The sequence below is a fragment of the Rhodococcus sp. WMMA185 genome (genome assembly GCF_001767395.1).
Lineage (GTDB): Bacteria > Actinomycetota > Actinomycetes > Mycobacteriales > Mycobacteriaceae > Rhodococcus_F.
On record NZ_CP017014.1, the window covers coordinates 3,154,708 to 3,167,117 of the forward strand.

Sequence of the window (12,410 nt, forward strand, 5' to 3'; positions counted from 1 at the left end):
GCGAGGCCTCGAGCTTCACTAAGTATCATGACTGGATCGTCAGGGCCGACGAACGATCGAGTGGGCAAGAAGGGGCAGGTTGAATCGGTGGGTGATGGTCACAGTTCGGAGCCACCGCAGCCCGGATCCCGCGCTCCCTGGGAGCGTCAACTCGCGGACCGGAGCTTTCGAGAAGCTCAGCTCCGGAAGCAACGCCCGGTTCCGCCGCGACAGTCTCCTCCCGAAGGCCACGCCCCAAGCGAGCCTTCCCAGTTCAGACCAACCGAGCCACCCAACCAGGACGGTGGCCGAGTAGCCCGCCGGGCCGCAGGCAAGCTGGGCGGAGTTCCCGTCGCAAATCTGGTGAACAAGGTCTCGGGGGTCGATTCGCGTAGCCCGAACGATCCGGACAAGACCGAGTTCATTCCCGCCGTCAACGACCAACAAATTCCACCGGTCGGAACGTCGGAGCCCGCCTGGCTCTCCGACACCCCCGAGAGCGTCTCCGAGCCTCGAGCGGTCGGAAGTCCCGGAGTCACCCGGGCGGCGTTGAACAGGTCCCGTCGACGAAAACGCCTGCGCAAGGCCGGGCGCGCCATGGTTGCGATGGTGGCAGTGGGCGCGCTGGCTGGAACCGGCACAGTCTGGGGTTATCTCCAGTCGACCATGGGCAAATTCGACCAGATCGCGGCCCTCGACACGGAGTCGACGGACATCGTGGACGCACTCGGGCAGATGGGTGACGAGACTTATCTGATCGTCGGAACCGATACCCGAGCGGGCGCAAGTGGCGAGATCGGCGCCGGAACCGTCGCGGACGCAGAAGGCGCACGGGCCGACGTAGTGATGCTCATCAACATCCCCGCTGACCGAAGCAGGGTGGTCGGGGTGTCGTTTCCCCGTGACCTCGACGTCGAGCGCCCCGTCTGCCAGGGCTGGGACAACGACACCGGCACCTATACGGACGAAACATACCCCTCCGCCTACGGCGACAAATTGAACGCAACCTACGCGCTAGGTGGGCCGAAATGCCTGGTCAAGGTGATTCAGAAGATGTCCGGGCTGAAGATCGGACACTTCGTGGGCATGGACTTCGCCGGCTTCGAGTCGATGGTCGACGAGATCGGCGGCGTGGAGGTATGCACCCCACAACCGCTCGAGGACGGAATCCTCGGCACGGTGCTGCCGGAAGCGGGAACGCATCACTTGGACGGAAAGACCGCACTGGACTTCGTTCGCGCCCGACATGTGGCGGCGGAAGGCAACGGCGACTACGGCCGAATCAATCGCCAGCAGATATTCCTCTCCTCCCTGCTCCGCGGGGCGCTGTCGAGCCAGGTGCTGCTCAACCCCTCTAAGCTCAACGGGTTTATCAACGCGTTCACCAGTGAAACGTTCGTCGAGAACATCGACACCGACTCACTGGTCACGCTGGGCCGCTCACTGCAGAATATGGATGCGGGCGCAGTCACCTTCCTGACAGTGCCCACCGCGGGAACGAACGAGTGGGGAAACGAAATCCCCCGCACCGACGACATCAAGGCCATCTTCAAGGCCATCATCGACGACGACGACCTGCCCGGTGAGAAGCGGGCAGAACCGCTCCCTGAGCTCGCAGCGCAACCGGCACCACAATCCGTCCAGACCGTTGACCCGTCGAGTGTGAGCGTGCAGGTCTCGAACGCCTCGGGCGAGTCGGGGCTCGCAGCGACGGTCGCGGCCTCGCTCGAAGCCGAGGGCTTCGAAATCTACGACGTCGGCAACTACTGGGCGGGCAACACCGACGACACCGTCGTCCGGTTCTCGCCCGAGCACGAAGCCGAAGCAGCCACCCTTGCGTCGTCATTTCCCGGTGCGATCCTTGAATCGGCCAGGGGACTCGGCACGGTCGTCGAGGTCGCACTCGGTTCTGATTTCTCCGGTACCGTGCAGACACCTGTCGCGTCCAACACTCCGGTAAGCGTGGCGGATGTTCGCGTCGGCGAGCCGGAGGAGGTGTACATCCCGACGGACCTCGCAGTGGTCAACGCCGGCGACGTGACCTGCACGTAAGAGCGCAAACGGGACTGATTCACCCCGCGTTCACCGAAAAATCATGACCTGGTTTCTCGCACACCGTAAGGTATGACCCCATGCGAGTGGCGTACACAGAACAGATGACCGAGCTGGCCGATCTGCTCGGCGAGATGGCGGGGCTTGCAGGGGCTGCTATGGAGCGAGCCACCCAGTCGTTGCTGCAGGCCGACCTCGCCCTGGCCGAGCAGGTGATCAGCGAACACGACAAGATCACCGAACTCAGCACAGTCTGCGAGGAACGGGCGTTCGCACTGCTCGCGCTGCAATCACCGGTAGCCGGTGACCTCCGCTCGGTCGTCAGCGGGATCCAAATTGTTGCCGATATCGACCGCATGGGGGCGCTGGCGCTTCATGTCGCCAAGATCGCGCGCCGCCGGCATCCCAACCATGTGCTTCCCGAGGAGGTCAACGGCTACTTCGCCGAGATGGGGCGGATCGCCGTGTCCATCGGTGCGGCTGCCCGAGAGGTTCTCGAGACCCGCGACCCCGAAAGGGCCGCACGCCTTCGCGAGGAAGACAAGGCGATGGACGATCTCCACCGTCACCTGTTCACCGTGCTGATGGACCGCGATTGGCAAAACGGCGTGGCTGCCGCCGTTGACGTCACCCTGCTCGGCCGCTTCTACGAGCGTTTCGCCGACCATGCCGTCGAGGTGGGTCGTCGAGTGATCTTCCTGGTCACCGGCAAACTGCCCGACGAGACGGAGACCGCCAATACCGACGCCGACAACCTCACGGCATACCCGCAACCGTAAGTAGCCGCACCTCTTCACGGAGAACGCCCCGACCGGATATCCGGTCGGGGCGTTCTCCGCTGCTGCCCTGTGTCCTATTTCGACGTCCTAATTCGACCCAGCCGGCCCTATCCGAACCGGCCCGAGATGTAATCCTCGGTGGCCTTTTGCGTCGGGTTGGAGAAGATCTTCTCTGTGTCGTCAACCTCGACGAGCCGGCCGGGCATACCCGTGGCCTCGATGTTGAAGAACGCGGTCTGGTCACTGACACGAGCCGCCTGCTGCATGTTGTGCGTGACGATCACGATTGTAAAATCCCGCTTCAGCTCGGTGATGAGGTCTTCGATCGCGAGGGTCGAAATCGGATCGAGAGCCGAACACGGCTCGTCCATCAGGAGCACGTCCGGAGAAACGGCGATCGCGCGGGCGATGCACAAACGTTGCTGCTGACCGCCGGACAGCCCTCCACCGGGCTTGTCGAGGCGGTCCTTGACCTCGTTCCATAGATTCGCTCCGCGCAGGGAGCTCTCGGCAATCTCGTCGAGCCGCTTCTTGTTTCGCTCACCCTGCAGCTTGAGCCCAGCCACCACGTTGTCCTTGATCGACATCGTCGGAAACGGATTGGGCCGTTGGAAAACCATGCCGATCGTCTTGCGAACACCGACCGGATCGACGCCGGAATCGTAGATGTCTTCGCCATCGAGCAGAATCGAACCTTCAACGCGCGCACCAGGAGTTACCTCGTGCATCCGGTTCAGCGACCGCAGGACAGTGGACTTGCCGCAACCGGACGGACCGATGAAGGCGGTCACATTCCTCGGGGGAACGGACAGCCGGACATCCGCAACGGCGTGAAACTTACCGTAATAGATGTTGACGTCCTTGAGATCCAGACGCTTGGCCATTACCGGCTCCCTACTGATTGGTGTTCAAAATCGAGTGTATGTGTCACTTGGTACGGATCTGCGAGAAGTGGCCGACAACCTTGGCCACGACGTTGAGCAGTGCGATGAGGAGGATAAGTGTCAGCGCTGCACCCCAGATTCGGTTGGTGCCCGCATCCGTTGGGTTGTTCATCTCCGCCACCATGACGCCTGGCAGCGTGCCCATCTCACCACCGAAGAGGTCGAAGTTGATGAAGGGCGCATATCCGACGAGGATCAGCAGCGGGGCGGCCTCTCCCATCACTCGGGCGAGAGCGAGCATCACACCGGTGATGATTCCAGGCAGTGCGGTAGGAAGCACGATCCTGACAACCGTCTTCCACTTCGGGACCCCCAGCGCGTAGGACGCCTCGCGCAGATCCTGCGGAACGACACGGAGCATCTCCTCCGTACTGCGAGCTACGACGGGAACCATCAGCAGGACCAGCGCGAGCGATACCGCGAATCCCGACTTGGGGAAACCGAACGTCGTGATCCACAACGCGTAGATGAACAGGGCGGCAACGATGGACGGGACACCGCTGAGGATATCGATCATGAAGGTGGTCAACCTGGCCAGATGCGACTTCCGGTCGGCGTATTCGACGAGATAGATCGCGACGAACAGTCCCAGGGGGATAGACATCGCCGCGGCCACGAGTCCCTGCATGAGCGTGCCGACGAGGGCGTGATAGATACCACCGCCCGGATCCGAAGCCGACAACCCGCTGAGCGAGTTGGTGAACCACGTGGCCGAGGTCAGGGCGGGAAGGCCCTTCACGATCGCGGTGAGCAGCACCCACAAGAGTGGAATCAGCGCCACTATCACCGCCAGGGTCACGAGTGCGGTGGCCACGAGATCGGTGATTCGCCGACGGGTACCGACCCCTTTGAACGTCGGCGTCTTGACCGGTTTGTCGAGTGTTGTGGTCATCGGTCAGCCCTTCTTTCCGGTGATCACAGCACGCGCAGCGGCATTCACGGCGAACGTGAGCACGAAGAGCACCAGACCGGCCGCGATATAGGCACCTGCTTGAATGTCGTTGTTGAACTCTGCGTAGCCGAGGGCGATCTTGGAAGCGATGGTGGCACCTCCATCGAACAACGACCACCCGAAGGCCTGCGAAGTGGTGCGCAGAATGAGGTACAGCGCCATGGTCTCACCCAGGGCGCGCCCCAGGCCGAGCATCGAACCGCTGATGTAAGCGGACTTACCGAACGGAATGATCGTGGTGCGCACCACTTCCCACCGGGTGGCACCCAGGGCGAGCGCCGCCTCGATGTGGGAGGTGGGTGTCTGCACGAACACCTCACGGGTCACCGCGGTGATGATGGGCAGGATCATTACCGCGAGCACGATGCCCGCGGTGAAGATGGTGCCGCCGCCGGTAATCGAAGTGGTGCCTGTCGCGAACAGCGGGAACCAGCCGAGGTTCTCGTTCAACCAGACGGCGACCGGCTGAATCACCGGTTCCAACACCAGCAGGCCCCACAATCCGTACACAACGGAAGGCACTGCGGCCAGCAGGTCGACCACGTACGCCAGCGGGCGCTTGAGCCACTGCGGCGAATACGCGGCAAGGAAGATCGCGATACCAAGCGCGACTGGCATGGCCAGAACCAGGGCGAACAGCGAGACCATCACAGTGACCTGGAACAGGTCGAGGACGCCGAACGCCATGTCGTTGATGTCGACGGTGAACCACTCATGGCTGGTGAGGAAGTTCGCCTGGTTGCGGCTCAACGCAGGGACTGCGCGCCAGATGAGGAACACGCCGATAGCGGCGATGAGCACGGAGATGAAGATGGCCGCACTCGATGCGGCCCCAGAAAAGACACGGTCCCCAAGACGGGTGGCCGACTTCCCACGCGACGCTGTCTTAGGCCCCGGCGTCTGGGTCTGGATCTCAGGGGAACTCAACTCGGCCTCCGGGTGCCGTTCGGACCGCTCACCTCCGGCCCCACGAGAAGCAGGGCCGGAGGTGCGAGGTACTGATTCGATAGGCGCGTCTTTCGTCCGCGCGCTGGCATTCTCTCTCATCAGAGTATCTGGGGACCGGGGGACCCGAGCCGACGGTCGGCGATCAGCCGATCGCGTCGATCGACTCGGTCAGCTTCGCCTGCATACCCTCAGGAAGCGGGACATAACCCAGCTCTGCGAGGTTGCTCTGCCCTTCGTGCGCAGCACTCGTCAGGAAGGACTTCACCGCGGCGGCGGTGTCGGCCGGGTAGCCGTCCGAGCAGACGATCTCGTAGGTGGCGAGCACCAGAGGGTAGGCCCCGGGTTCACTGGTTCCGTAGATCGTGCTGAGGTCGAGAGTCAGGTCGCCGCCGTCCGCATTCACGAACTGTGCATCCTCGATGGACTTGGATGCGGTCTCGGTGGTCAACTCGACGGGGCCGGAGCCGTTGTCGATCTGCGCGATCGACAAGTTGTTCTGGTCCGCGAAGGACTTCTCCACGTACGTGATCGAGCCGGTGTCGGAGGCGACAGCCTGAGCGACACCCGCCGAGCCCCTGGCTCCTTCGCCGGTCCCGCCGGTGAAGTCGGAACCCGCTCCGGAGGTCCACGCCCCGTTGGAGGCGGCTTCCAGGTACAGCTGGAAGTTGTCCGTCGTGCCCGAGGAATCGGAGCGGATGACCGGGGTGATGGTCTGGTCCGGCAGAGTGACGCCCTCGTTGAGTGCGGCGATGGCCGGGTCGTTCCAGTTGGTGATGGTTCCGTTGAAGATGTTGGCGATGACTTCGCCGTTCAACACCAGGTTGTCGACACCGTCGAGGTTGTATGCCATGGCGACGGGCCCGAAGACCAGAGGAAGGTTCCATGCCTCTCCGCCGACGCAACGTTCTGTCGCCAGCTGCGCCTGCTCACCCTCAATCGGAGAGTCGGATCCGCTGAAGTCGGTCTGGCCGGCAATGAACTGGGTGCGTCCGTCTCCCGAACCACTCGGGTTGTACGCGACGTTGACCTGCTTGCCCTTCTCCTGGCAAACGGAGATGTAGGTGGACACGAACTGGTCCATAGCATTCTTCTGTGCCGTGGAACCTGCGGCAGAGAGGTTCTCTTTTCCATCACACGTTGCGCTCGACGCGGAGGCGTCGACGCCGCTCACCGTGGCGTTGTTGTCGCTGCCACACGCGGCCAAGGTCAGTGCTCCCACGGCCACTGCACCGAATACGGTTCCGCTGCGCTTGAAATTCACCTAGTCCTCCGGAAATACCGTCACGCCCGGGAGCGGGCGGCGACTTGGGGCGCGGCACAAGACACTCCGGCGCCGGGCAACACGGCGTTGCCCACGAAGAAAAATAGAGGTGGTCGATTACCAGATGGACCACGACTGGTGAACGGAAAGTGAACAGAGTAAGTCTCAATTCACGCTTCCGAGACGAACGCCTGGTCCGACCTCGAGAACGGTCTCGTTGCCGTGCGCAGCGTCACACACGCGCATACGCCACGTCGACATGGAACTTCTCGAACCCGAGACGGTTGTACGTGCGCAGTGCGGAAGTGTTGTCGCCCTCCACATAGAGCAGCACCGCGCCGAGCCCGCGGTCGCGGAGATAGTGCAATCCGGCGAGTGTCAACAACCGGCCGAGGCCCCGCCCCTGCGCTTCGGGTCCGATGGCCACGACGTAGACCTCACCGATTGCCGGGTCATCACCTTGTTTCGGGTGCACCTTGGTCCAGTGGAACCCGAGGAGCCGATCCTCGTTCGTGGTGGAAAATGCCATGAACAATCCCGCGGGATCGAACCACGCTTCCGCGCGGCGCTCCGCCAACTCACGCTCGGTCCACGACCCCTGCTCCGGGTGCCAGGCGAATGCGGCGCCATTGACGCGCAGCACTTCGGAATCGTCCTCGATACCGCGGTAGATCCGAAGTGAAATGCCCTCCGGTACAACAAGTTCCGGCAGGCTTGTGTCGGCGAGCGGGCGTCGCAACTGCAGAAGTTCGCGCGCGCAAACGAGCTCGAGTCGCCGTGCTACCGCCTGCGCTGCCGGCAAATTCCCGTGCGCCCAGACCCTCGCATCCGGCCCTCCCTCGGAGAGTGCCTCGGTCACGAGCCTGCCGCCGATCCCCCGACCGCGGGCCTCGGGGTCCACCACCACTTCGGCCATGGCGGGATGATCCCCGTGCCCCGGCTGCAACTGTGCGTATCCGACGATCCTGTCGGCATCGGCCCAAACCAGGTGACGCACACCAGTTGTGCCGCCGAAGCCGGACACGGCGTGGACTCCCTGCTCCGATACGGGGGAAGTACCGTCGACCGCCGTCGCGCGGTCCAGGAGAGCGGATACACCGGCCACCTGACGGGGTTCGAGTCGCGCCGACCAGGACTGCCCGGGAATGTCCATCAGATCCCTTCCGCGGATTCGAATTCGGCGCCTTCGTCGTCGGCGCCTTGGTCGTCGAGTTCATCGCCGGATGCCGCCGAATTGCCGGATGCGCCCGACTTGGTGCGTGCGGGACGAACCGCCTTGTAGCCGACATTGCGCACGGTGCCGATCAACGATTCGTACTCGCTGCCGAGTTTGGCACGTAGACGACGCACGTGAACGTCGACCGTCCGGGTACCGCCGAAGAAGTCGTATCCCCACACCTCCTGCAGCAACTGTGCACGGGTGAAGACCCGGCCCGCATGTTGTGCAAGGTATTTGAGGAGTTCGAACTCCTTATACGTGAGATCGAGGGGACGTCCGCGAAGTCGGGCCGTGTAAGTGCCCTCGTCGATCACCAACTCGCCGAGAGTGATCGTGCCGGAGGACTCCGGGCTCATACCGCCACCACTGCGTCCTACCAGTAGGCGGAGACGGGCATCGACCTCGGCGGGCCCGGTGTCCGGGAGCAGTATGTCGTCGAGTCCCCAATCGGAGTTGACGGCCACCAGACCGCCCTCCGTCAGTACCGCCACCACCGGAACTGCCGAACCAGTGCTCCCCAACAGCCTGCAGAGCCCGCGAGCCGCCGCGAGGTCGACGCGCGCGTCGACCAGAGCAACGTCGGCCGAATGCGCCTCGAGGAGCGAGGAGACCTCCTTCGAGGCCGGCCGCACCGAATGCGCCAGGAGCGCCAAGGCAGGCAAGACCACCTCAGGATTGGGGTCGGAGGTAAGAAGCAGTAACTCCACACGACCTCCCATCGCGACAGTTTTGTCGGTGACAGAGTAGCGCGCCGCAGGGGAAGTTCGGTGCGCCGAACCCCAGCGACCCATCTAAAGCACGTAGCGCCGACATTCCACCCGAGGGTGTCGGCCAGAATGGGTCCGTGCGGAAACTCATCATTGGAATCGTATTCCTCGTCGCTCTCGGTCTCGTCGTCGACTTCGGTTCGGCGGCGTATGCGGAATACCGGGTGTCCCGGGAACTGAGGGCCGGCGCGTCACTCACAGCAGACCCCGAGGTCACTGTGCACGGTTTCCCGTTTCTCACCCAGGCATGGGAAGGAAAGTACAACGATATCGAGATTCGCGCGCGTGGGGTCCAAAGTAGTGAGGTAGGTGAGGTGACGATCGAGTCCACGCTACAGGGTGTCACTGCTCCGCTGTCCGAATTGGTGGACGGCACCGTGGCGACCGTTCCCGTCGATCACCTTTCCGGCAGGATGCTCATCGATGCCACCGAATTGGGCCAGTTCCTCGGTATCGCGGACCTTCAAGTGTCGGCCCCACCGGCCAACAGGTCGGACGGCACCGGCGGTTCCGGCGGTTCGGGCACGCCCACCGCAGGCGGAGTGGTCCTCACAGGTACGGTCCCGGTCGGGCCGATCGAGACGACGGTCAGCGTCCATGCCGACCTGGTGCTCGACAACGGCCAGGTGAAGATCGTCGCCAGCGACTTCAACTTCGGGCCGAACGGCAGCACCGACTACAGCATCCCTGATCCGCTGGCCCCCGTGATTCTCGGACTCTTCACCCAGACGATCGATCCCCGGGAACTCCCGTTCGGGGTGCAGCCGACCGAGGTATACGCGAGGGGATCTCAGATCGTCATCGAAGGCGTGGGGAACAACGTCACGATCACCCTCGACGGGTTGCAGAGAAGATAAGCCACGACCCGGTAGCGGAAGCGAGCGTCGACGCCCCTTCCGCTACGCGGAACTGCCAGAAATCTCACACCCGGCCCCCGGCTTCGGATTCATGGAAAACCGGGTAAACTGGCCGCCGTGCAATCCAGCCAGGAGCTCATGCTCACCCGACGCCGCACGGTTGACCTGTGTCGCCTCGGGGCCTGTGACTGTATCTGCCGCTGATCACCAGGGCTGTCGTTTCCTGCTGACGCCGCAGACTTCATGCACGTGATCGAGACTTGCGATGACGACATCTTCCATCGTTCCTCGGCGCCCAGCCTGTATTGCGGACCTACGCAGAAGCGCTTCATCTATCCACCTCACTCGACGCCCTGAAGGTCGGCATCCGTGACCGGACATTCCGCGTTGCCGGTCACGACCACCCGAACCGGGTAAGCACACACCGAGTAGCACACCATCGAAAGGAACACCATGGCTCGCTCCGATGTCCTAGTCTCCGCCGACTGGGCCGAGCAGAACCTCAAAGCCCCCAAGACCGTTTTCGTAGAGGTCGACGAGGACACCAGCGCATACGACGGAGGCCACATCGAAGGTGCCATCCGCCTCGACTGGCGCAAGGATCTGCAGGACGGAGTCCGCCGCGACTTCCTCAACCAGCAGCAGTTCTCCGACCTCCTGTCCGCCAAGGGCGTCGCCAACGACGACACCGTCGTTCTCTACGGTGGCAACAACAACTGGTTCGCCGCCTATGCGTACTGGTACTTCAAGCTGTACGGCCACCAGGACGTCAAGCTGATCGACGGTGGCCGCAAGAAGTGGGAACTCGACGGTCGCCCCCTCTCACGCGAGACGGTCACCCGCGAGGCCACCCAGTACCAGGCCAAGACGCCCGACCTGTCGATCCGCGCATTCCGCGACGAGGTCATCGCCGCCATCGGAAACAAGAACCTTATCGACGTCCGTTCGCCCGACGAGTTCTCCGGCAAGATTCTCGCGCCGGCGCACCTGCCGCAGGAACAGGCTCAGCAGCGTGGGCACGTCCCCGGTGCGATCAACATCCCGTGGAGCACTACCGCCAACGAGGACGGCACCTTCAAGTCGGACGAAGCCCTCGAGGAGCTGTACGCGGAGAAGGGCTACGACGAGTCCAAGCCCACGATCGCGTACTGCCGAATCGGTGAACGCTCGAGCCACACCTGGTTCGTGCTCAAGGAAATCCTCGGCAAGTCCGATGTCAAGAATTACGACGGCAGCTGGGTCGAATACGGCTCACTCGTCGGCGCACCAATCGAGTTGGAGGTTCACTGAATCATGTGCGGAGCACCAGTACAGACCCAGACCCTGCCCGCAGGCGTGGATGTAGAGAAGGAAACCGTCATCACCGGCCGCGTGCTCGCGGCTGACGGTCAGCCGATCGGTGGGGCGTTCGTGCGCCTCCTCGACGGCGGCGGAGAGTTCACCGCCGAGGTCGTCGCCTCGGGAACCGGCGACTTCCGCTTCTTCGCAGCCCCCGGCAACTGGACCGTGCGGGCACTGTCCAGCTCAGGCAACGGCACCTCCACGGTGAGCCCGACCGGAGCCGGCGTCGTCAACGTCGACGTCACGGTCGGCGAGTAGATCACTCAGCGACACACCGGAAGGGCCCGCTCCGATTCGGAGCGGGCCCTTCTGGCATGCGAGCGCCGAACTTGGCACAGCTGCGGCCTCCGGCAAACTTCTCTCCCGTTTCGACCGCTCGGCGACCTCGGTTTATGATGTCACCGTGGTTGTCTTCTTCGAGGTACTTCTTGTCCTTGCCGCCGTGTTGATCACGTGGTTCTCCGTGTACACGATCTACCGCCTGATCACCGACTAATCGTGAGTCACACCCCGGACGCAGGAGCGGATCCCTCCTCCGAGCACCCGAGCACCGATGCTTCGGCCGGGGACACCCCTGGCGTGCGGCGCGGTAGTGGCGATGCGGCCGTCGCCGATGCCATCGAGCGTTCAAAGACGACGGCATCGCGAAACATATCTCAGCTTCCCGGCCTTCCGCTGCCCGAGGACACCGCCAATCTCCGCCTCGGCCCGGATCTGGACAACGACCTTCTGGCAGTACTGCCCCTGGTCGGTGTGTGGCGCGGTGAAGGAGAGGGCCACGACCCCGACACGGGCGACTACCGCTTCGGCCAGCAGATCATCGTCTCCCACGATGGCGGCAACTACCTCAGCTGGGAATCGCGGTCCTGGGTCCTCGACGACGAAGGCGAATACGTACGCCCCGACCTTCGCGAGTCCGGCTTCTGGCGAATCAGCGGAGACGGGATCCCGGGGAGCGCCGACGAAGAAGTCGTCGAACTTCTCCTCACCCATAGTTCCGGCGTAGTCGAATTGTTCTACGGCCGTGCCCTTACCCAGTCGTCGTGGGAACTCGCGACCGATGTCGTGATTCGCAGCTCCTCCGGCGCCCTGGTCGGCGGCGCCAAACGTCTCTACGGCATTGTCGAGGGCGGCGACCTGGCCTACGTCGAGGAGCGCGTCATCGCCGACGGAGAACTCCTCCCCCGCCTCTCCGCGCGACTTTCCCGCTACATCGGCTGACCCTGCAGGGCGCTGACTCACACAGGGAATTTCGCTGCCCAAGGATCGGGTCGCCGCACTGGTTTCCTCGGCTTCAGGAGAGCACCCTTG

At 63.4% G+C, this 12,410-nt stretch carries 12 protein-coding genes; 6 read left to right on the plus strand and 6 right to left on the minus strand.

Annotated elements, in window-relative coordinates; translation table 11 throughout:
* The first annotated feature begins 87 nt into the window (after positions 1 to 87).
* Positions 88 to 2,031 (plus strand): LCP family protein, encoded by a 1,944-nt coding sequence (locus tag BFN03_RS14175; protein ID WP_070380937.1) that lies wholly within the window; start codon positions 88 to 90, stop codon positions 2,029 to 2,031.
* 80 nt (positions 2,032 to 2,111) lie between these two features.
* Positions 2,112 to 2,810 (plus strand): phosphate signaling complex protein PhoU, encoded by a 699-nt coding sequence (phoU, locus tag BFN03_RS14180; RefSeq protein WP_070379534.1) that lies wholly within the window; start codon positions 2,112 to 2,114, stop codon positions 2,808 to 2,810.
* A 107-nt stretch (positions 2,811 to 2,917) separates the two neighbouring features.
* Here the strand turns inward: phoU and pstB are convergent, their stop codons facing one another.
* From pstB to BFN03_RS14210, 6 genes are all read right to left on the minus strand, one after another.
* Complete coding sequence (gene pstB / locus BFN03_RS14185) at positions 2,918 to 3,694, minus strand: phosphate ABC transporter ATP-binding protein PstB (protein ID WP_070379535.1); 777 nt, start codon at positions 3,692 to 3,694, stop codon at positions 2,918 to 2,920.
* Between the two features lie 43 nt (positions 3,695 to 3,737).
* Positions 3,738 to 4,646 carry a phosphate ABC transporter permease PstA gene (gene pstA / locus BFN03_RS14190; RefSeq protein ID WP_070379536.1) on the minus strand — a complete coding sequence of 303 codons (909 nt, stop codon included), beginning with the start codon at positions 4,644 to 4,646 and terminating at the stop codon, positions 3,738 to 3,740.
* Between the two features lie 3 nt (positions 4,647 to 4,649).
* On the minus strand, positions 4,650 to 5,753 hold the full coding sequence (gene pstC / locus BFN03_RS14195) for a phosphate ABC transporter permease subunit PstC (RefSeq protein WP_070379537.1): 1,104 nt from the start codon (positions 5,751 to 5,753) through the stop codon (positions 4,650 to 4,652).
* Between the two features lie 43 nt (positions 5,754 to 5,796).
* Entirely contained in the window at positions 5,797 to 6,915 is a 1,119-nt protein-coding gene (gene pstS / locus BFN03_RS14200; RefSeq protein WP_070379538.1) for a phosphate ABC transporter substrate-binding protein PstS, read from the minus strand.
* Positions 6,916 to 7,147: 232 nt separating this feature from the next.
* The gene (gene mshD / locus BFN03_RS14205) at positions 7,148 to 8,068 is read right to left on the minus strand and encodes a mycothiol synthase (protein ID WP_070379539.1); all 921 of its coding nucleotides are present in this window, start codon (positions 8,066 to 8,068) and stop codon (positions 7,148 to 7,150) included.
* The gene (locus BFN03_RS14210; protein ID WP_070380938.1) at positions 8,068 to 8,841 is read right to left on the minus strand and encodes a winged helix-turn-helix transcriptional regulator; all 774 of its coding nucleotides are present in this window, start codon (positions 8,839 to 8,841) and stop codon (positions 8,068 to 8,070) included. The genes mshD and BFN03_RS14210 overlap by 1 nt, the downstream gene beginning before the upstream one ends.
* 137 nt (positions 8,842 to 8,978) lie before the next feature.
* Between BFN03_RS14210 and BFN03_RS14215 the strand changes: the two genes are divergently transcribed.
* The 4 genes from BFN03_RS14215 (at position 8,979) to BFN03_RS14230 (ending at position 12,320) form a co-directional block, all read left to right on the plus strand.
* Positions 8,979 to 9,758: an LmeA family phospholipid-binding protein gene (locus tag BFN03_RS14215; protein WP_070379540.1), complete on the plus strand. Its 780-nt coding sequence runs from the start codon at positions 8,979 to 8,981 to the stop codon at positions 9,756 to 9,758.
* Between the two features lie 453 nt (positions 9,759 to 10,211).
* Entirely contained in the window at positions 10,212 to 11,048 is an 837-nt protein-coding gene (locus tag BFN03_RS14220) for a sulfurtransferase (RefSeq protein ID WP_070379541.1), read from the plus strand.
* Positions 11,049 to 11,051: 3 nt separating this feature from the next.
* Positions 11,052 to 11,357, plus strand: a complete 306-nt coding sequence (locus tag BFN03_RS14225) for a DUF1416 domain-containing protein (RefSeq protein ID WP_070379542.1) — start codon at positions 11,052 to 11,054, stop codon at positions 11,355 to 11,357.
* Positions 11,358 to 11,597: 240 nt separating this feature from the next.
* A complete protein-coding gene (locus BFN03_RS14230; RefSeq protein ID WP_070379543.1) occupies positions 11,598 to 12,320 on the plus strand; it encodes an FABP family protein in 723 nt (240 codons plus the stop codon).
* Positions 12,321 to 12,410 lie beyond the last annotated feature (90 nt).

Coding starts and splice junctions, on each gene's coding strand:
- phoU (WP_070379534.1), top strand. CDS start 2,112: ATGCGAGTGGCGTACACAGAACAGATGACCGAGCTGGCCGATCTGCTC.
- pstC (WP_070379537.1), bottom strand. CDS start 5,753: ATGAGAGAGAATGCCAGCGCGCGGACGAAAGACGCGCCTATCGAATCA.
- BFN03_RS14225 (WP_070379542.1), top strand. CDS start 11,052: ATGTGCGGAGCACCAGTACAGACCCAGACCCTGCCCGCAGGCGTGGAT.
- mshD (WP_070379539.1), bottom strand. CDS start 8,068: ATGGACATTCCCGGGCAGTCCTGGTCGGCGCGACTCGAACCCCGTCAG.
- BFN03_RS14220 (WP_070379541.1), top strand. CDS start 10,212: ATGGCTCGCTCCGATGTCCTAGTCTCCGCCGACTGGGCCGAGCAGAAC.
- pstB (WP_070379535.1), bottom strand. CDS start 3,694: ATGGCCAAGCGTCTGGATCTCAAGGACGTCAACATCTATTACGGTAAG.
- pstA (WP_070379536.1), bottom strand. CDS start 4,646: ATGACCACAACACTCGACAAACCGGTCAAGACGCCGACGTTCAAAGGG.